This is a genomic window from Paenibacillus sp. FSL H8-0175, from assembly GCF_045040615.1.
GTDB classification, from domain to species: Bacteria; Bacillota; Bacilli; order Paenibacillales; family Paenibacillaceae; genus Paenibacillus_AQ; species Paenibacillus_AQ odorifer.
On record NZ_CP150299.1, the window covers coordinates 4,993,104 to 5,012,781 of the forward strand.

Annotated in this window: 23 protein-coding genes; 3 read left to right on the forward strand and 20 right to left on the reverse strand. The window is 45.9% G+C overall.

What is annotated here, in order from left to right; genetic code table 11:
* Nucleotides 1-73: 73 nt before the first annotated feature.
* From MHH46_RS22350 to MHH46_RS22405, 12 genes are all read right to left on the reverse strand, one after another.
* Entirely contained in the window at nt 74-490 is a 417-nt protein-coding gene (locus tag MHH46_RS22350) for an Asp23/Gls24 family envelope stress response protein (protein ID WP_076129649.1), read from the reverse strand.
* Nucleotides 491-605: 115 nt separating this feature from the next.
* Nucleotides 606-1,949 (reverse strand): acetyl-CoA carboxylase biotin carboxylase subunit, encoded by a 1,344-nt coding sequence (gene accC, locus MHH46_RS22355; protein WP_076129648.1) that lies wholly within the window; start codon nt 1,947-1,949, stop codon nt 606-608.
* A 54-nt stretch (nt 1,950-2,003) separates the two neighbouring features.
* Nucleotides 2,004-2,513, reverse strand: coding sequence for an acetyl-CoA carboxylase biotin carboxyl carrier protein (gene accB / locus MHH46_RS22360; protein WP_076098642.1), 510 nt, complete (start codon nt 2,511-2,513; stop codon nt 2,004-2,006).
* 147 nt (nt 2,514-2,660) lie between these two features.
* On the reverse strand, nt 2,661-3,578 hold the full coding sequence (locus MHH46_RS22365; RefSeq protein ID WP_076129647.1) for a SpoIIIAH-like family protein: 918 nt from the start codon (nt 3,576-3,578) through the stop codon (nt 2,661-2,663).
* A 67-nt stretch (nt 3,579-3,645) separates the two neighbouring features.
* Nucleotides 3,646-4,290 carry a stage III sporulation protein AG gene (gene spoIIIAG / locus MHH46_RS22370; RefSeq protein ID WP_175617305.1) on the reverse strand — a complete coding sequence of 215 codons (645 nt, stop codon included), beginning with the start codon at nt 4,288-4,290 and terminating at the stop codon, nt 3,646-3,648.
* 43 nt (nt 4,291-4,333) lie between these two features.
* Nucleotides 4,334-5,110 (reverse strand): stage III sporulation protein AF, encoded by a 777-nt coding sequence (gene spoIIIAF, locus MHH46_RS22375; protein WP_076129645.1) that lies wholly within the window; start codon nt 5,108-5,110, stop codon nt 4,334-4,336.
* A gap of 27 nt (nt 5,111-5,137) precedes the next feature.
* The gene (gene spoIIIAE / locus MHH46_RS22380) at nt 5,138-6,370 is read right to left on the reverse strand and encodes a stage III sporulation protein AE (protein WP_036682845.1); all 1,233 of its coding nucleotides are present in this window, start codon (nt 6,368-6,370) and stop codon (nt 5,138-5,140) included.
* Nucleotides 6,371-6,414: 44 nt separating this feature from the next.
* Nucleotides 6,415-6,804: a stage III sporulation protein AD gene (spoIIIAD, locus tag MHH46_RS22385; RefSeq protein ID WP_036682847.1), complete on the reverse strand. Its 390-nt coding sequence runs from the start codon at nt 6,802-6,804 to the stop codon at nt 6,415-6,417.
* Nucleotides 6,805-6,811: 7 nt separating this feature from the next.
* On the reverse strand, nt 6,812-7,015 hold the full coding sequence (gene spoIIIAC, locus MHH46_RS22390; RefSeq protein WP_036682849.1) for a stage III sporulation protein AC: 204 nt from the start codon (nt 7,013-7,015) through the stop codon (nt 6,812-6,814).
* Between the two features lie 13 nt (nt 7,016-7,028).
* The gene (gene spoIIIAB, locus MHH46_RS22395) at nt 7,029-7,547 is read right to left on the reverse strand and encodes a stage III sporulation protein SpoIIIAB (RefSeq protein WP_076104383.1); all 519 of its coding nucleotides are present in this window, start codon (nt 7,545-7,547) and stop codon (nt 7,029-7,031) included.
* Nucleotides 7,540-8,541, reverse strand: a complete 1,002-nt coding sequence (gene spoIIIAA, locus MHH46_RS22400; protein ID WP_076129644.1) for a stage III sporulation protein AA — start codon at nt 8,539-8,541, stop codon at nt 7,540-7,542. Before spoIIIAA ends, spoIIIAB begins: the two co-directional genes overlap by 8 nt.
* A gap of 82 nt (nt 8,542-8,623) precedes the next feature.
* On the reverse strand, nt 8,624-8,887 hold the full coding sequence (locus MHH46_RS22405) for a YqhV family protein (RefSeq protein ID WP_371915730.1): 264 nt from the start codon (nt 8,885-8,887) through the stop codon (nt 8,624-8,626).
* Between the two features lie 302 nt (nt 8,888-9,189).
* Between MHH46_RS22405 and MHH46_RS22410 the strand changes: the two genes are divergently transcribed.
* Nucleotides 9,190-10,056 carry a YitT family protein gene (locus MHH46_RS22410; RefSeq protein ID WP_081382367.1) on the forward strand — a complete coding sequence of 289 codons (867 nt, stop codon included), beginning with the start codon at nt 9,190-9,192 and terminating at the stop codon, nt 10,054-10,056.
* 134 nt (nt 10,057-10,190) lie between these two features.
* Here MHH46_RS22410 and MHH46_RS22415 read toward each other — a convergent pair whose 3' ends face one another.
* The 5 genes from MHH46_RS22415 to MHH46_RS22435 form a co-directional block, all read right to left on the reverse strand.
* Nucleotides 10,191-11,444: an aspartate kinase gene (locus MHH46_RS22415; protein WP_076129643.1), complete on the reverse strand. Its 1,254-nt coding sequence runs from the start codon at nt 11,442-11,444 to the stop codon at nt 10,191-10,193.
* Nucleotides 11,445-11,637: 193 nt separating this feature from the next.
* On the reverse strand, nt 11,638-12,186 hold the full coding sequence (locus MHH46_RS22420; RefSeq protein WP_076193103.1) for a dihydrofolate reductase family protein: 549 nt from the start codon (nt 12,184-12,186) through the stop codon (nt 11,638-11,640).
* A gap of 146 nt (nt 12,187-12,332) precedes the next feature.
* The gene (efp, locus tag MHH46_RS22425; protein WP_038572538.1) at nt 12,333-12,890 is read right to left on the reverse strand and encodes an elongation factor P; all 558 of its coding nucleotides are present in this window, start codon (nt 12,888-12,890) and stop codon (nt 12,333-12,335) included.
* A 46-nt stretch (nt 12,891-12,936) separates the two neighbouring features.
* Nucleotides 12,937-14,007: a Xaa-Pro peptidase family protein gene (locus MHH46_RS22430; protein WP_036682862.1), complete on the reverse strand. Its 1,071-nt coding sequence runs from the start codon at nt 14,005-14,007 to the stop codon at nt 12,937-12,939.
* A gap of 74 nt (nt 14,008-14,081) precedes the next feature.
* Nucleotides 14,082-14,573, reverse strand: coding sequence for a YqhR family membrane protein (locus MHH46_RS22435; RefSeq protein ID WP_036682865.1), 492 nt, complete (start codon nt 14,571-14,573; stop codon nt 14,082-14,084).
* A gap of 207 nt (nt 14,574-14,780) precedes the next feature.
* Between MHH46_RS22435 and MHH46_RS22440 the strand changes: the two genes are divergently transcribed.
* Complete coding sequence (locus tag MHH46_RS22440) at nt 14,781-15,728, forward strand: DUF1385 domain-containing protein (protein ID WP_094901946.1); 948 nt, start codon at nt 14,781-14,783, stop codon at nt 15,726-15,728.
* A gap of 7 nt (nt 15,729-15,735) precedes the next feature.
* On the forward strand, nt 15,736-16,074 hold the full coding sequence (locus MHH46_RS22445; RefSeq protein ID WP_076193100.1) for a hypothetical protein: 339 nt from the start codon (nt 15,736-15,738) through the stop codon (nt 16,072-16,074).
* 87 nt (nt 16,075-16,161) lie between these two features.
* On the opposite strand, the gene MHH46_RS22450 is transcribed toward MHH46_RS22445, so the two are convergent.
* From MHH46_RS22450 to mntR, 3 genes are all read right to left on the reverse strand, one after another.
* Complete coding sequence (locus MHH46_RS22450; protein ID WP_076193098.1) at nt 16,162-17,091, reverse strand: patatin-like phospholipase family protein; 930 nt, start codon at nt 17,089-17,091, stop codon at nt 16,162-16,164.
* 88 nt (nt 17,092-17,179) lie between these two features.
* Nucleotides 17,180-18,862: a family 10 glycosylhydrolase gene (locus MHH46_RS22455; RefSeq protein WP_076193095.1), complete on the reverse strand. Its 1,683-nt coding sequence runs from the start codon at nt 18,860-18,862 to the stop codon at nt 17,180-17,182.
* Nucleotides 18,863-19,124: 262 nt separating this feature from the next.
* Nucleotides 19,125-19,550 (reverse strand): transcriptional regulator MntR, encoded by a 426-nt coding sequence (gene mntR / locus MHH46_RS22460; protein ID WP_036682880.1) that lies wholly within the window; start codon nt 19,548-19,550, stop codon nt 19,125-19,127.
* Nucleotides 19,551-19,678: the final 128 nt, after the last annotated feature.

Consider the following 19,678-nt stretch of genomic DNA (forward strand, 5'->3'; position numbering starts at 1 on the left):
AGTCTCATAACCTCCTTAAATTAGAGTAAACCCTCGACTTTGCTGTCGGGGGTTTATGGAAGAACGATGACTGCTATTTCACACGAAGAATCGTTTCTGTTTCTTCGTTCTTGTCTACAGTGTTGTTGTTCTTGAATTGCACATCATGAATATGCACATTCACTTCCACAACAGTCAGACCAGTCATAGTCTCGATGGAGCGCTTAACATTACGTTGAATTTCAGCAGCCACTTCAGGAAGGCGATTGCCATATTCAATAATTACAGAAACATCCACCGCAGCTTCACGTTGTCCAACCTCTACTTTAACTCCTTTGGACAGATTCTTACGTCCAAGAAGTTCAACAATACCACCGGCGAATCCGCCGCTCATACCTGCTACACCTTTAACCTCAACGGTCGCCAGACCTGCAATAACCTCGATTACTTCAGGAGCAATCTGGATTTCACCGATTTCCGTCCGTTCGTATTCTGTCGGCAATGTACTCATTTTAGACTTCACACCTTTCAAGAAAGATTGTTCATGATTTCAAGCGTAAAGCACGTCTCTTATTAAACATACTATATCATTTGACGAACTTTATGACAAACAAACCGAAGTCGTCCTAAATTTCATACTCTTCAAGAAACTTAATGTCAAAGTTACCATCCAAAAATACAGGATGCTCCAACAGTTTCTGATGGAAAGGGATGGTGGTATGAATGCCTTCCACGGCGAATTCAGCCAAGGCGCGCTTCATCTTCGCAACCGCTTCCTGACGTGTAGGAGCCCAGACAATCAGTTTTGCAATCATAGAATCATAGAAAGGGGAAATCGTATATCCTGGGTACGCCGCACTATCTACACGAACGCCAAGGCCTCCTGGTGGCAAATAAAAGCCGATTTTTCCTGGTGAAGGCATGAAATTACGCTCAGGATCTTCAGCATTTATACGGCATTCAATGGACCAGCCATTAATCACGATATCTTCCTGAGTGAATGACAACGGATTGCCTTCTGCTACAGAGATCATTTCCTTAATCAAATCCACACCTGTAACCATTTCTGTTACTGGATGTTCAACCTGAATACGGGTATTCATCTCCATGAAGTAGAACTGTCCATCCGGTCCAAGCAGGAATTCAAGTGTTCCGGCTCCCGAATAATTCACGGCAAGTGCTGCTCGAACTGCTGCATTACCCATTGCTTCCCGAATTTCCGGTGTGAGCACTGAACAAGGTGCCTCTTCAATCAGCTTTTGGCGACGACGCTGCACGGAGCAGTCCCGTTCACCTAAATGCACTACATTGCCATGTTTATCTGCAATAATCTGAATCTCCACATGCTTCATACCTGTTAGGAATTTCTCCAGATATACACCAGCGTTACCAAACGCCTTTTGTGCTTCCTGTTGTGCAGCAGTAATCTGCTTCACCAAAGATTCCTCGTCCTCAGCAATCCGTATTCCCTTACCTCCGCCACCTGCAGTAGCCTTAACGATGATCGGGTAACCAATATCGCGGCCCAGCATGACAGCTTCCTCTACATCGCCTACAAGACCATCTGAGCCCGGGATAATCGGAACTCCAGCCAGTTTCATGGTTTCCTTCGCCACAGCCTTGTCACCCATACGGTTTATGGCATCTGGAGAAGGTCCTATGAAGATAATATTGCAAGATTCACAAATCTCTGCAAAATCCGCATTTTCAGCTAAAAATCCATAGCCAGGATGGATGGCATCACATTCCGTTAAGGTGGCTACACTCATAATATTTGTAAAGTTCAGATAGCTGTCCTTGGCCGGCATCGGACCGATGCAGTAAGCTTCATCAGCCAACCGGACATGCAGTGAATCCCGGTCGGGTTCTGAATAGACCGCGACGGTGGAAATGCCCAGTTCACGGCAGGCCCTAATAATGCGGACCGCGATTTCGCCGCGGTTGGCAATCAACACTTTTTGAATGTTCATGCGTTTCCTCCCAAAGTTTTGCGAAGCTTCCGCTCCTTAAGTAGTCTGCGGTATTTATTCCGGTTTAACCAAGAATAGTGGTTGACCGTATTCTACAAGCTGACCGTTCTCAGCAAGCACAGACACGATTTCACCTTTGATCTCCGCTTCCAGCTCATTCATCAGTTTCATCGCCTCAATAATGCAAACCGTTGATTTTTCACTTACACGGTCTCCAACATTAACAAACGAAGGCGTTTCCGGAGAAGCGGCACTATAAAAGGTCCCCACCATTGGAGACACAATTTTATGTAGTTTGCCTTCTGCAGCTGCTTGTGGCTGCTGCGCTGGAGGAACTTCACCTACTACCGGATAGGATACTTGCGGTACGCTCTGCGGCTGCGGGGCAGGCGTAAAGGGATAGGCAGCATAAGGAGTCGCCTGTACTGCTGTTCCATCAGCTTCAGGGCGATCCGGTTTGCGAATTGCAAGCTTCATTCCTTCGCTTTCGATCTCCAACTCATGTACAGAGGAGGTCTGGTCCAGCAATTTAATCAATTCCTTAATTTCGCTCAACTTGAACATATATCAGTTCACTCCTTCAGCTTTCTCTCGAAGCCACTTCTTAAGCGGACAAGATAACTTTATGTATTATATCACAATCGGTAAAAATGGAAAGAGCCCGGGGCAACCCGAGCTCTTTCGTCATTTTTCTTTTAATTTTACAGCTTATTATTGCTCAGAAACGTATTGTACACTAATTTTATCTTGAGATACACTCAGTTCCTTCATTACGAGATCCACGATGCTAACCGCTTGCTTTACATCCAGTTTGTCGCTGAGAACGACTACTTTGTAGCTGTCTCCAGCTTCTTCCTTTACAATCGCTTCTCCATATTTTTGTTGAAGCTGTTCTTCAATACCGGTAATTTTGGATTCTTTTTCTTCAAGATTAAGAAGTTGTTCTTGAGCGACTGCGTTATCAGCAGGTGTTTTATCCATGTCATTAATCAAAGCAAGCAAGTCTTGTTGGTTCTTAAGATTCTTTTGCTCACGTTCATAAAGGTAGTTAGTGAACATGCTGCTCGCCGATACACTTTGAGAAGCTACTTCATCGAGAATTTCTTTGTCATTTTTGGCTGGAGTCTTGGTTGTTGTATTTGCGGCTGTATCTTTAGCAGATGTATCTGTTTTCGCGGCATCTTTAGCAACAGTGTCGGTTGTTGCCTTCTCTGAGTCACTGCTATTTGCGGCAGCTTTACTGCTATCGTCCTTAGCAGCTGTAGTTGTACTTTCGTCCGTTTTAGCAGTAGTAGTGCTATCATCCGTTTTAGCGGTAGCAGCACTGTCATCCGTTTTGGCGGCAGTAGCGCTGTCGTCCGTAGTAGCGGCGCCAGTAGTGCTATCTACAACGCCTTCATCGGCAACAACATCGCCTTGACTAACAACTTCGTTCACAACAACACCTTTGTCGCCAACCGTTGGCAACGCTGCACCTGCTGTGTCTTTCAGGGAATCAACCTGCATTGTGCCAGCCGTGTCTTTTGGAATCGAAGCACCTGAGTCTTCAGTGAATAAATAGTATGCAGAGAGGACCACCATCAAGCTGAGCATAGAAACCAACCATATCGTTTGTCTTTTGCCGTTCATTCCTAATTCCTCCTAAAATTTAATCTAGTGGCTGCTTCGGAAGCACTCACTTATTGACTTTCTCCTGCTATTCTTGTTTGCGTGGTACTACTGAAATGCGCTGGATTGGGACGTTCAAGCCTTTTTCTATAGCCTGCTCGACAAGTCCACGAACAACCTTGTTCTCTGCCCCTTTGGCAACTACCAGTACGCCGCGTACCTGAGGTTTGATCCGCTTCGTCACGATGGGTGTCTCGTCCCCTGATTGCGAGTAGGTTACGATTTCGCCATCCCTCGTATATTGTGTCGTATGACGTTTCCCCCCACTGGCATCCGTCTCTTCACTAAGCTGTTGGGAGTCATTCATATTACGCACCACGACAATTTCTTCTGTAGACTCCACTGTAACCATGATATCGACTGTACCGACGCCAACGATTTTCTCCAAAATTTCCTTCATCCGGTTCTCCATCGCTAGTTCGATGCTGTCGAACGAATTGGTCGTTGTGGTTGGATCACTCTGCACCAGCGCCGTTTGAGAGGACTGATTCACCGGCGGCTCACGCCCTGTATTCTCGTTATCAATCCTCTTCACATTGACGAAGGAATTGAATAGCATGATCGCTGCGCCCAGCAGACCCAGAATGATCAGCCAGCGAAAGGTATGGCTTCTCTTCGGACTGCCGGCCCCACCCCCAGCCCACTGCTCAAGCTTTTTCAGCCAATTGCTCACTCCCATCCCTCCTAAAAATTATAGTTTCTTAGAAACATCAAGCTCATGATTTGACGTTACTAGCCACGCTGCCATCCACCTGAATGACTTTGGGATCCAAATCCCACTTCAGTTCCAGCAGCTTTACAATGGACTCCATTTCACTCGAGGACGCGCTGTCTTCAGCTACAGTTCCGTTCACTGCTTTATTAGGTTCAGCTGATGATGTTGCTTCACTCCCTACGTTATCTGCCGGATTAGCGCCAATTTTAACTTCTACAGATGCTACAGGAGAGATTGTAATGGGTGCTGTAGTCGCTGTGCTGGAAGCTCCGGAAGTACCCGGGGAGTTAGCCGTTGTCTGAGGCATAGAGACCCTTACATTGGAAATGACAGGAACGTCTTCGTTACCAGTGCCGCCAGACTTCCCCATGCCCAGCGTTACGGTGACATTAACCCCGCGTTTGCCGGTCTCACTGATAATCTGCTCTTTCATCTGACCCGCCACCTCTTCGGCAGCGAGCTGCAGACTCTGTTCCTGACGGCCTTGTGCAAGCTTTTGCCCATCTGCCAGAATCTGTTCCAAGGATGGGTCTCCCTTCCCTCCGCCAGTGAACAAACCGCCCTCTTTCTCTTGCTGTCCCATAGCGACACTCAGTTCGGAGATTGCATCACCTTTCAGGAGAGAGACGATAGGGCTGAGCATCGTGAGCAGGATTAGGAGACTTAGCACCAATCTTGCATAACGCTCCATGGATTTGCTTGGGAGCAGCAATTCAACAAATGACGCCAACAGCACAACCAGGATGATCTCCCGCAGCCAACCGCCTAACCAGCTCATGGTTTCCCTCCTAAAGGTTTTGTTGCTTCACCTCATCATTACGGTCAAATTGCCCGCAGTCAGCATGATCGTAACCGCCATAAAAAACATTAAGGAAACAGCAGCCAAAGCAGCGAATACGTACACCATGCTTTTTCCAATCGTCTGGAGACAGACTACAATCGGTGTCTCTCCCAGCGGCTGCATCACAGCGGCGGCTATGTTGTAGATAAGGGCAAGCACCAGGATTTTGATTGCCGGAAAAGCACACAGGAACAATATGATAATGACACCCGATAACCCGATCGCATTCTTCACCAGCAGTGAAGCTGAGATTACTGTGTCTGTGGCATCCGCGAACATTTTGCCGATGACCGGAACAAAATTCCCTGTAATATATTTAGCGGCCCTAATGGTGACCCCATCCGTTACTGAGCTTGTTATCCCTCGAACGGAAATTACACCTAGGAACACAGTTAGCAGTACACCTAACAGTCCAGCACCGATGTTTCGTAGCAGGTTAGCCAGCTGGGTTAGTTTATATTTCTCTGACAATGCGCTGACCAGATGCAGCACTGCCGAGAAGAAAAGAAGCGGAAAAACAAGGGTGTGGATCATGGTGCCAACCGTATGAATCATAAAAACAATTAACGGATGGGTGACGGAGACCGTAACGATATTCCCCATCGAAGCCAGCAGCGCGAACAGCAGTGGAATCATCGCCATCATGAAATCGATCATCCGATCGATAGCATCCTTTGCATAACCAATAGCGATATTGAAGCTGTTCACGGCAATTACCAGCACCACCATATAACAGAGCGTATAAGCGACCTTACTGACCGTTTTTCGCTCAAAAGCGGTTTGCAGCGTCTCCAGAATCATGCTGAGCACACTGATCATCACAATCGTCACGAGCAGCTTTCCGTTGTACAGCACCTCATGCCACATAAAGCCTAGAAGCCCAGATAACACACCCTTCAAGCTGAGCCCCTTATCTCCTGGAAGCAGCATGTCCATTAGCGTGGGTGTGGCCCCGTCCGGGAAAAAACCACCATAATCCTTCATCAGCTGATCCCAGTACGACTCGACTTTATCTTTTGGCAAATTATTCACCTGGCTCTTGACCCACTGGTCTACCGGGGAGGAACTGCCGGATTCTGGTGTTGAGGAAGCTTGCACACTCTGAGCTGTACCTGCAAACCATAGAATGAAAAAGAATGGAAGCAGCAGCAGTATTATTTTTAGTTTTGGAGGACGGAAAACACTGCGCTCTTGCATAATTTCTCCTCCCGATTCGTTGCTCAGCTCTCTTTACGATTGCTTTAAGCAGGCAGTAGTTTCATGACGGTTTCGATAATGATGCTGATGATGGGTACGGCTAGTACCATAATTAGCACTTTGCCGGCGAGTTCTATTTTGGAAGCAATCGATTCCTGACCGGCATCTCGTACAATCTGTGCACCGAACTCCGCGATATAGGAAATGCCGATGATTTTGAAAACAGTCTTCAAATAAATCATTTCCATCCCCGATGACTCAGCCACCCGCTCCAGTGTAGAGAGGATCATTCCGATCTTGCCGATGAGAAACATAAAAATTAGAATTCCTGTTGTAGTAGCAAGAAGGAAGGCGAACATCGGTTTTTGTTCCTTCAGTACGAGAATCAATATGGTCGATATCAGCCCAATCCCAACAACTTGAATAATCTCCATGGCACGCCTATTGAAAAAGAAAGATCGTTTTTATTTCCTGCAGCAACCCGTCCAGCATACGAATCACCATGAACAGCACGACTACGAACCCGATCACGGTGACCCAATGTGCGAAATCCTCTTTTCCCATCTGTTTGAGCACCGTGTGTATCATGGCGATAATTATGCCAATGCCGGCAATTTGAAAAATCGCATTGACTTCAATATTCATTCCTGGCACCTCGCTAAAAGATCAAAATGACGATCAGTACTCCAAGCAGCAGACCCAGGCTTTTACTTAACTTTTCATATTTGCCTTGATCCTCTCTGGCCACCGACTCCTCCTGCTTCAATTGCTGCAATGCTAACGCGATATGAGTGCTCTGATTCGACCTATCGCTTGTGCCGAGAGTACAGCTGAGCTGGCGAAGAATCTCTCTTTCTGTCCCCTTCATAGCGGTAGACTTCCAATATGCTTCCATCGCCCGCTGGATGGCATCCTGGGCGCTTCTGTCATAGGGAGGGCTCATCTCCTCCGCTGTTTTGACAAACAACGATTTCAGCGGGTCCTTCGACTGATTCCCAATCCGCCGCATGGCTTCCGGCAGTGGGGTGAAGCCGTACATGATCTCTGTTTCCAACCGCTGTAGTGCTGCTATTAAACCTCTGATATGTCTGGGCCTGTCTGCATATTGACGAGCAAACTGGAGACCTGCAAGCGTACCAGCCACCACAATGAGCACAGCACCGAACAGCTTAAGCATGCAAATCACCACCTAGTCGATCCCCGGGAGAGATAAGCAGCATTCCTCTTTTCTGGCCATCCAGAATACGAAACGTGAGGCCTGCTTCTGAACGATGGAGTATGACATATCTCTCGAACATCTTTTGTTCCAGCAGTCCTCCAAGACCCGGCCTACGAGCCAACTCTGTTACATCTTTTCCGTGAGCGGAAGCAATGACAGATATTCCGGCATGCAGGGCCTCGGTAACTGCTTCGGCATCTTCAGGACGCCCAATCTCATCCGCGATTAATACATCTGGCGATAGCGACCGGATCATCATCATCATGCCTTCTGCCTTGGGACAGCCATCAAGAACATCAGTCCGCGGACCCACGTCAAAAGCGGGAACACCACGCCGGCTGCCAGCAATTTCAGACCGTTCGTCAACAATTCCCACCTTCAGCCCCGGTCTAATCCCTTCGCGCTTGCCCAATTCCCCTAAGGAGATTTGTCTTGCAAGATCGCGGAGCAGGGTAGTCTTGCCATGTTGTGGAGGGGAGAGAATCAAGGTGTGCATCATTCGCTGCCGCCCCTTGTCCAGTAAATAAGGCAGCACTCCATCTGCGATTCCAGGTACTTCTCGAGCAATACGGACATTAAAGCCAGTGATATCACGAAGATGCTCTACACCTCCGCCACTCAGTACTGTCCGGCCAGCAAGTCCTATCCGATGACCGCCGGGAATCGTAATAAATCCTTTTCTCAGCTCTTCTTCCATCGTATATAGCGAATGGTTGCTGATCAGGTCTAGCAGTCGATGAGTGTCTTCCCGATCCGGCTTGTAAGCTTCTTCAGGCCTCTGCGTCAAACTGCCATTCACTCTTAGAAAGTGATATTTACCAGAGTAGTTAATTTCCAGCGGACGACCTTCACGGACACGAATCTCCTCCACCATTCCTAGCAGCGGAAGGGGAAGGCACTTTAACAGCGCTCTTACTTTTTCAGGAAACAATTGCAGCCAATCATCTGCCATACAAAGTACCCCCAAGCTGTCCTCTACTTAATTGCTTTATTCCATATTTATGCTTGTACGCGCCCAATATGCCTATCATCTATCATTTTTTCAAAATCCCGATTAAGAGAAAGGCTACACCGCAGCCCACCCAGCCTAATTTGCTCCATGACAGCTGCTGTGCCATCCCAGTCAGACCAATAGCTGTCGTCAATATCAATATGGTCGGGCCTACCAAAGCCAGTCCAGAATTGACAGCCAGCGCCTTATCGACCTGATTTAATCTGAGCATTATCAGCGCAGCTATAATCTCTGCACTGCCCGAGAACAACCGCAGAGTCGCCATCCAGCTTACATACTTGTCCAATCTACTCCACTCCTTTTACTAATTCATTCATACCAAAAGAGATCTGAGGCTTGTTTAGCTTTCTATTATTCATGGATATGCGTGGCTTTTTCACTTTAGACAATGAGAAATGACAGATTTGCAGATCAGACTGTGAAAGAATTCATAGTGAGTGGGTTCATAAATAAATATAATCAGTACGATAAAATAATTTTTACGAACGCCTTCATCTGTGGTATCCTTTTTAATTGGAAATATAGTGAGTTTATATTTTCAAAAAAAGGCAAACTAAAAAGACATAAGAAAAAGAGGGGATTTGTGTCATGCACGTACGAAATTACGGGCTACCGCTCAGCATGCGGTCCGTAGTCAGACCAGTAAGAGAAGCGGCAATCATTATTTTTTCAGCTTTTTTAGTCGCCGCAGGGATGAGATTATTTCTAATTCCTCATCAACTGCTAAGCGGCGGGGTAGCAGGGGTGGCTTCAGTCATCGGGTATGTAACTAATCCGAAGTACATCTCAATCATTTATTTTGCGATAAACCTTCCTGTTCTGATCTGGGGATTTATTGCAGTGGGGAAAAAGTACATCTTACTAAGCATGCTTTCCGTTTTAGCTACCACCTGGTTCATGACAATTATTCCTGCGGTGAAAGTGACCAAAGACCCGATTTTGGCTAGTATTTTTGGCGGCGTAATTATTGCTGGCGGGGTTGGATTTTCTCTCCGTGCCGGGGGTTCATCTGGAGGATTTGATATATTAGGCTCGATTATTACACGTAAGCGGGATATTCCTATTGGGAATGTACTCTTCGTAATGGATGGGATCGTTATTCTGAGTTTAGGCTTCTTTAAAAGCTGGGACTCAGCCTTATACGCTATGCTCTGTATTTTTGTGAAAAGCAGAGTGGTTGATATGATTCATATTCGTCATGTTAAGCTAACCTGCTTCATTGTTACCAAGGAACGGGATAAAATGCTGAATCGTCTTAGAGAGCTGCCTCATGGCATCACAGTAGTCAACGCAGAGGGCGGTTACAGTCACGAGGGCAATACAATGCTGATGACCGTAACGACCCGCTATGAGCTGTCAGAGCTGCGTAAGACTATCCTTGAGACGGATCCAAGCTCTTTCGTCAATGTACTTGAGACTGTTGAAATTCTAGGCCGGTTTAGACGTTTAGGATAAATACCCATATAGATGTAAAAAGGAACGCTGCATTCAAACCTGCAGCGTTCCTTTTCATTTATTGCTGATGCCCAAAAAGGAGACCCCGTAGCTAAATAGCTGTAGGATCTCCCTTTTTATTGATTGAACGGCTCTTAACGACGATCCTTAGGACCACCAACAAAGGCCTGCTCAGTTGTATCCAGATTATAAGCGGTGTGAAGCGCCTGAATGATCGATGGCAAATTGCCGGATTCGATTACACAAGAAACCTTAATCTCAGACGTGCTGACCATCTTAATGCTTACGCCCTCTTGGGAGAGCACATCAAACATTTGAGCCGCAACACCAGGATGGCTAACCATACCCGCGCCAACAATAGAAACCTTAACGAGGTTATCCTCGGACGTTACTTCACGGTAAGGTAAAGTTTTATGGATTTCTTTAATGACTTCCTTCGCACGGTCCAGTTCATCAAGTGAAACTGTAAATGAGAAGTCAGCCTGCTCATTCTGCACACCACTTTGTACAATGATATCTACGTTTACGCCTTCTTCAGCCAGCTTGCCGAAGACTTGAGCGAGTACACCCGGTACATCAGGTACTCCTAGAATACTGACACGTGCTACATTCTTATCATAAGCAATCCCACTAACTACGACTCCTTGCTCCATGCTTGCTTCCTCCTTCACAACAGTACCTTCATTATGATTAAAGCTCGATCTAACGACCAGCTTAACTTGATGACGCTTAGCATACTCCACTGCACGCGGATGTAGTACCGCCGCTCCCAGATTGGCAAGCTCTAGCATCTCATCGTATGAGATTTCGTTCAGCTTGCGGGCTGTTTTCACAATGCGTGGATCTGTAGAATAGATACCATCAACGTCGGTATAAATCTCACATACATCTGCTTGAATAGCAGCCGCAAGGGCTACAGCTGTCGTGTCCGATCCTCCGCGGCCCAGGGTAGTGATCTCACCATCCAAAGTCATCCCTTGGAAACCGGCAACGATAACGATCTGTTCGCGTTCCAAAGACGCTACTACACGGTGTGGATCAATATCATTGATACGAGCTCTACCGTGGGTTTCGTCTGTACGGAACCCGGCCTGCCATCCTGTATAAGATACTGCATTCCGCCCGATCCCATGAAGAGCTATGGACAAAAGAGCAACGGAAATCTGCTCTCCTGTTGTCATCAGCATATCCATTTCACGTGCAGGCGGCTGCCCGTTTAATTGCCTCGCCGTATCGATCAAATCATCTGTTGTATCCCCCATAGCAGATACAACTACAACGCAGCGATGTCCCTCATCCTGCTTGTCTGCGATGCGCTTGGCAACACGTTGCATGCGTTCTGTGTCGCCGACGGAGCTGCCTCCGAATTTCATAACATAAAGTGACAAAGTCCCACTCACTCCCCATATCGGTCTATGTAGTTGCTTCTAATCGGTTTCCCGCTTTAAACCAGTATAATACGAAAATAGCGTAATGCGTTAATGATTTCATTAAAAAATTATTGATTTTCCAGAAGCTAACAAAAAGATAAGGTCAGCTTCAAGACACTAGCTGACCTCATTTCACTCGTCTTCCAGTTTTTTATTGAGAAGCTGGTCGATAAGTCAGGGCCATCACTCCAGAACTGAATCTTTTGGAGTCCACTAGCTCCAACGTCTTCTCTTCACCAACGTTATCGAACAGGCGCTGACCGCTACCCAGCAGAATCGGGAAGACCAGAAGCTGATATTCATCGACAAGGCCAAGCTGCATCAGGCTCTGCGCAAGCGTACGACTGCCAAAAACGAGAATATCTCTCCCCGGCTGCTCCTTCAGCTTGGACACCTCCTGAGCAAGATCGCCCTTGATCAAGCTTGAATTGCTCCATGTTGTTTCTTCGAGAGTTGTGGAGACTACGTACTTAGCGTATCCATTCATCATTTCACCGTACTCACCTGTCTGCTCAACCATATTTGGCCAAGCCTCTGCAAAACCTTCGTAGGTTGTCCGTCCTAACATTAGAGCGTCAGCAGCTTTCAGTTCAGCAAACTTGAAATGCTCCTGTTCTTCACTTCCGAATGAGAAGGTCCATTGTGGATTTTCCATAACACCATCAAGGGATATGAACTCAGATATAATTAATTTTCTCATATGCGCCTCCTTCTGATCCTTTAATTCGTAAGTATAACATTCTCACCCATACTGTTCCTCATGCATCCTCGTTTATATACCAAAAACCCCCCACCGTAATAACGGGGGAGGCTGATTGGTTATAAGTTCGGCAAGTATGATGCTTCCTACGCGCGGGAGATATATTTACCTTCGCGAGTATCAATAAGCAGCACATCTCCTTCATTGATGAACAGAGGAACTTGTACAGAATGACCTGTTTCAAGCTTGGCCGATTTAGTAGCGCCTTGAGCAGTATTACCCTTCACACCTGGCTCAGTTTCAACAACCTTCAGCTCTACGCTGGTAGGCAGGTTAATCCCAAGGATTTCACCTTGGTAACTGATGATGTTTACAGTCATGTTCTCTTTAAGGAAGTTCAATTCCCATTCAAGCTGCTTGCTGGACAATTCGAATTGGTCATAAGTTTCGTTGTCCATGAAAGCATGCTCCGATCCGCTTGCATACAAATATTGCACGCCACGGTTCTCAATAATAGCACGGCCAATAGTTTCACCAGCACGGAAAGTACGCTCAACAGTGTTACCATTGCGCAGGTTTTTCAGCTTAGAGCGAACGAACGCTGCACCTTTACCTGGTTTAACGTGCTGGAAATCAAGAACGGTAAAAATATCACCGTCCACCTCTACGGTCAAGCCTGTCTTAAAATCGTTTACTGAAATCACTAAAAATCCCTCCTGAATTCGATAATTAAACTACTACTTTTCTTACTTACAGTACTGTATATTCTTTGGACGAATGGGTCAGCAGCGATATTCCGCTCTCGGTGATCACAATATCGTCTTCAATACGTACTCCGCCAATCCCCGGCAAATAGATACCTGGTTCTACAGTAACGACCATTCCCGGCTGCATGATATCGTCACTCAGCTTGGACAAACGCGGCCATTCATGAACTTCCATTCCAAGTCCATGACCCGTGCTATGTCCAAATTGATCACCATATCCGTAGCTAGCGATGATATCACGTGCCAGTGCATCACATTCCCGTCCAGTCATACCCGGTTTGATATGTGCCAACGTATGTAGCTGAGCTTCCAGCACAATATCATAGATTTCTTTCAGCTTCGGATCTGGAGCTCCGAGTGCAATGGTACGAGTCACATCTGAGCAGTATCCATCGAGTAATGCACCGAAATCAAGCGTAATAAATTCATTACCTTGAATTACACGGCTGCTTGCTACGCCATGCGGCATGGACGAACGTTCACCTGAAGCAACAATCGTATCAAACGATGACGCAGTTGCCCCGTGGGTACGCATATAGAATTCCATTTCCAAATCGACGTCTCTTTCAGTCATGCCTGGTTTGATCACATTCAGAATATGATTGAATGTAGCATCAGCCAGATCAGCTGCACGTTGCATAACAGCAAGCTCTTCAGCATCCTTGAACATACGGAGGTCTTCCACGGCTTTGGAAACTGGAACTAACACTGCCGGCTTAAGGGCTTCCGCATATGAGGTATAAGCGCTGAATGAGACATCATCCTGTTCGAAACCAACACGTACCTCACTGCCTGTTGGCAGCAACTCGCGTACTGTATCAATAAATTTAGGACCATGCTCTACAACCTTAACTCCTACCGCTTGATCCGCAGCCTGTGTCATGTACCTGAAGTCAGTTAGCAGATAACAATCATCGCTTGTCACCAATACATAACCGGACGATCCGGTAAATCCACTTAAATAGCGGCGGTTATAACCGCTGGTTATCAACATTGCTTCCAATCCTTTATCCTGCAAAACCTTACGCAGCTTGGAGACGCGCTCGTTACCCATTTTCATTCTCCTCTCGAAATAGCCACATTGTATTTTAACATAGGGATATCCCCTTGAGAAGTTTTTTCGAGCCGTTAGGCAAGTGCAGTCGCTTGCTCACGCTTTCGTTCGTCGGTATACTCAATCGCCGCTGTGTATCCAATGAACATCCCCCAAAGTAAAAAAAGGCAGAACTCACTAATCACAGTGTTCCACGGCAGCTTAAAAGGCGGCTGCATAAGAAACATTTGCGAGCCGGGAATAAATATAACTACCCACCACAAAACACCATAAACCAATCCTGGCCAAGGTCCCTTCAGCTTGCGCAGAATAAGCACATATAGCAGTGAGGCTATCACTGAAAATAAGATGAAAAACAAATAACCCACGAGATGTCCATACATTGTTGTCAGAAAAGTATGTTTAAAAAACGGCTCTGCTAAATAACCGGGACTAACCTTGGTAAAGCTGAACCAGTAGATTAACCAGTGCAGCCCTCCCCAAATCAAACCTGCGAAAAAACCTAATTCGAGCGCAAAAAACCAAATATTAGTATGATCTGATTGTTGTTGATGTGATTTGCTCATAGAATTGCCTCTCTTTCCGTATTTTTAATAACGATTTGTCTCTCCTTGTCCATATAAGGTAGTATGTGCAGCAAAAGGCGATCCAACTAGTAATGTCTTCAAAAATTAGTTACAATGTATTATATAAATCATATTAATTACGGGAAGGTGAATTGGTTGTCCCAGGAAACTCCCAGCTATGGCGGCCAAGCCGTCATTGAAGGCGTCATGTTCGGCGGCAAGCATATTAATGTAACAGCCGTGCGACGAAAGAATCAGGAGATTACATTTTTGGAGGTGCCAAGAAGCGATAAGAGCTGGGTCACTAAACTGCGCAAGATTCCGCTGCTTCGCGGCCTTGTCAGTATTATAGATGCCAGCGCCAAAGGCTCTAAGCACTTGAACTATTCGGCTGAATCCTATGCCGAAGATGAATTGGAACCCGAAGAACTGGCGAAAGAGAAAGCTAAGCCGAAGAAAAAGGACGAAGGCTGGAGCCTCGGAATGATTTTTGGCGTTGCTGTTATGGGTATTCTCTCCTTCTTATTCGGAAAGCTCATTTTTACGCTTGTACCAGTATTTGTCGAAGATTTTTTATTCAAGAATGCATTTGATAACTATGTACTGCACAACCTCATAGAAGGCGGCATTAAAATGGTTCTCTTGCTGGTCTATTTATGGGCGATTTCGCAAACACCTGTGATCAAGCGGCTATTCCAGTATCACGGTGCGGAACACAAAGTCATCAGCGCCTTTGAAGCAGGTGAAGAGCTGACTGTCCAGAACGTTCAGAAATACAGCCGTCTGCATTACCGCTGCGGAAGCAGTTTTATGATGCTGACGATTATCCTCGGCGTTATTATTTACTCCGTAGTACCCTGGGATAATCTTTGGGAACGTGTGATCCAACGGATTATTCTGCTGCCTGTCGTAATCGGTGTTTCGTTTGAGGTTCTGAAGGGTACCAACGCAGTAAGAGAAATTCCAGGTCTCAAATACTTGGGATACCCTGGACTATGGCTGCAGCTGCTCACTACCAAAGAACCAAAGGATGATCAGGTAGAAGTATCCATCGCCTCTTTCAATCGTATGCGTGAGCTTGATGCAGAGATTGAAGCCAGAGGATATACGGAGGCAAGTGTGTCAGGCGGCATATTGGATCCTGCGAAAGGATGAGTGTCCTATGATCAGGCATGCTTTAATTTTTTGGATTTCAGTAATTCTTGCAATATTCGGTTTTGTGATTGGAGTCTTGACTGAGCCTTTCTATACGCTGTCGAAGCTGATTCTCCCCTTAGTACTGTTAGTGATTATCTATTATGCTTACAAAATGGGACCAGGGAAATACGCTCGCAGCAGTAATGGATCTAGAATCAAAGTCAAACCTTCGCAGAAAACCATGACCAAGGTTGCTGGGATTCGCAAGACACAAGCAGCACCGGGCAAACGTAAAAGTTATCCCTTCCAAGTCATCGAAGGAAATAAAGGGAAAAACGATGATCAGCTTCCGAAGTACCATTAACTAAATAAAAACAAACACCAAAAAGCATCTCCACGTTTCAAAATAACGTGTGGGATGCTTTTTTTCTGATATTATAAAGCTTGCTTTTTATCTGGGGCGCCACTCCTTAAAGAAGTCTTCCCCTGCCTTCAGTCCGGCGGCATACAATTCGTCGCTTTGCATCTTCGTAATATTAAATTGGGTCGTGCCTATACCAAGCGTTGGGATGGTTACCGTGCGGACATATTTATCATCTTCAATATATTTCTCATCATGAGCAGACAGCATGGTGCTTACCATAGCTTGCAGCATACTGAACGGCCCCCTAATCCTGTGGGGCTGCGGGTCGGTTTTACCTACTGTTTGATACCCTACCGTAGGGATTCTTCTCCCCGGCACTTTACTATTCTCATTCATCCCGTCAAATAGCCATAAAGGAAAATTGCTTAATAACCCTCCATCCACAACGTATACAAATTGCTCAATAAAAGACTTCCCTCTAGCAGATTGTCCATTTAACCTGAGCATCACTGGATCAAAAAAATAAGGAATACTGCAGCTCATGCGCACAGCCTTAGCCACCTCAAAATGTTCAGGAGAGATTCCATACTGTTCTAACCCATCTGGTAAGACCAATATCCGGCCATTGGTAATGTCGGAAGCAATTATAGATAGTTTGCCTGGAGGCAGATCACGAAAAGTGATAATTCCCTTTTTTAGCAAAAGCGATCTCATCCACGATTCCAAGGCTTCACCCGAATACAATCCCTTCTTCAATAACACTCGCAGTGCAGGACCTACCCAAGCCGTATTATAGATGGGAGCTCGCTTCATAAACGATGAAAAAGAAGTTCCTTGGATCATCCGACTCATTTCCTCACCTTCATAACCCGCAGCCAGTAAAGTCGCTACAATTGCGCCTGAGGAGGTGCCAGCGACCTTTTTAAAGGTTCGCCCCGCCCTTTCCGTGGCTTCAACTGCTCCAGCGAGAGAAATCCCTTTTACTCCCCCTCCTTCAAACACAGCGTTAATCTCCATACACAAAAACCCCCCGTTTCCCATAGATTCTATTGCTTATCTATGAGCACGGGGGAGCATTCATGACTCCTTATCTAGAACAGTTATCTTATTTGGACTGAAAATAAAAGGTCAGCAAATTTGATAATCCAAACGGATTGCGGACAACAATGTCATTTGCTCTGAACATAATACTGCCTGCAACCTCTTTATATTTCTCATTATACTTAAGCTGGTTGATGATTTGGTCGCCACTTTGCCATTCTGCTTTCTGGTCACTTGCTCCAACCTTATAAGCAGCTTGTCCAATATAGAGCTTAACATTCGTATTCTCTACCTCTTTAACCCACCAATCTACTAGCTTATCGTAACGGGCAGTACTAAAGGACAGACTCCAATAAATTTGCGGTGCGACATAGTCAATCCAGCCTTGCTTGATCCATGTCCGAACATCGGCGTACATATCGTCATAAGCGGTAACTCCAGCTGTGGTATCCGAACCTGTGCTGTCTTTTTTGATATTACGCCATACACCAAACGGACTAATTCCATAAGAAACCTTCGGTTTCACCTTATGAATCTGTTCTCCCAATTGACGGACGAATTCATTAATATTATCGCGGCGCCAATCCGCCTTAGAAGACAGGTTCTTCGTGTTATAAGTCTTATAAGCAGTATCATCGGCAAAAGATACACCTGAAGGATAGAAATAATCATCCAAATGGACACCATCTACATCATAGCCTTTGACGACCTCCAACACTGTATCGATAATGTGCTGGCGGGCTGCTGGGATCCCTGGATTGATGTATTTTTTACCTCCTGCGTCTACAATCCATTCCGGATTTGACTTAGCCACATGATTACTTGCTAATGCGGATGTAGAAGCATCCGTTGTCGCGCGGAATGGGTTGAACCATGCATGGAACTGCATACCGCGTGAATGTGCAGCGCTGACCATATAGCTCAACGGGTCATAACCCGGATTTTTTCCTTGTGTGCCGGTCAGCACCTTAGACCAAGGAACTAGAACAGAAGGGTACAGGCTGTCTGCTGAGGTTCTAACCTGTACAAAAACAGCATTAAAACCAACAGCTTTTAGCTTGTCCAGCAGATTATCAAATTCTTGTTTTTGTTTCGCTTCGTTACCTGCAGAAGCTACTGAAGGCCAGTCCAGATTAAATACTGTAGAGATCCAGGCTCCCTTCATCTCCTTGTTAGCCGACGCACCAGGAATACTTGGAACTGTTGGCGAGGTCGGTTTTGGAGTCGCTGTAGGGGTTGGGGTCGGCGTAACGACTGGAGTCGCTGTAGGTACTGCTGGTGTTTCCGGATCAGCAGCCTGCGGCGGCTCTGTATTAGAGTACAAAGAAATATGTTTGGTAGCCTGATCCCAGATAACCTGTAACCCCAATTGCTCACTTACAAAACGAAGCGGCACCATAACCCGTCCCTGCTTAATCTGTACTGAGGTGTCGAGGGCTACAGAAGCATTATTAACTAATGCACTTTTCTGGCCACTGGTCAGCTTGATCTCTGTATCTCCTTGCGTGATTGTTACTGTCTTACTGCTTTGATTCCAAACTACTCCAGCATTCAACCCTTTACTAATGACGCTAATTGGCACCATCGTTACATTCGAAGCTGTGATATACGGCGGCACATCGCTTGCCAGCGCCTCGCCATCCAGTTCAATGGTAATCTGCACAGCTGCCGCACGTGCCCCAGGAGACCATAAAGGCAGAAACAATACTAATACTAGCAATCCCAACATCCATTTACGATAATTCATAATTCCTCCCCAAATCTAAATAATATGTATCCTATAAAAAAAGAAAAAACGGATCAATCCTCCAAGTTGATGTACCGATTCCACCCTTCAAAAGAGCGGTATCAGTCTCAGCCAGAAAAAGGACTTATCCGTTTTGACGCTAAAAACTGGGAAAGGTTGCACTAAACAAAATAGAAACGGCTATACCATCAAGTAGTTTATGCTCACCAAAGCCTTGCTGGGCATAACTTTAAGGACGGTATCCGTTTCGGGAAAAAACATTTCAAGAATCGCTTGCCAGTTCATTGTGAATAGCATATAAAGTCTGCAGACGTTCTTCATCGCGGCGGAAATATTCCACCAACGTTTCGATACGTGTAATCGAATCCCAACTCAGGTGGTGCTCGATCCCTTCAACATCATTATAGATAAATTCCTGCTGTACTCCGATCAAACCGAGGAATTCTTCCAATAGTTGATGACGATCAACAAGACGTTTCCCTACTTTTTTCCCTTTGTTGGTTAGGACAAGCCCACGATATTTCTCATAGATGAGATATTCGTCCTTATCCAGTTTTTGGATCATCTTGGTCACAGAGGAGGGGTGTACTTCCAGTCCCTCGGCAATATCCGAGACCCGCGCATAACCTTTCTCATCAATGAGCTTATATATGCGCTCCAAATAATCCTCCATGCTGGGTGTTGGCATTAAAATTTACCTCTTTTCTATAATGAACCTGGCGCCGAGCCAAACCTTGCTCTAACAATGATACATGTTTCTAACGCCCCTTGGCAAGTCCTTCAAGAGAACATGGGGAGGAGTTACCCATGATTGCC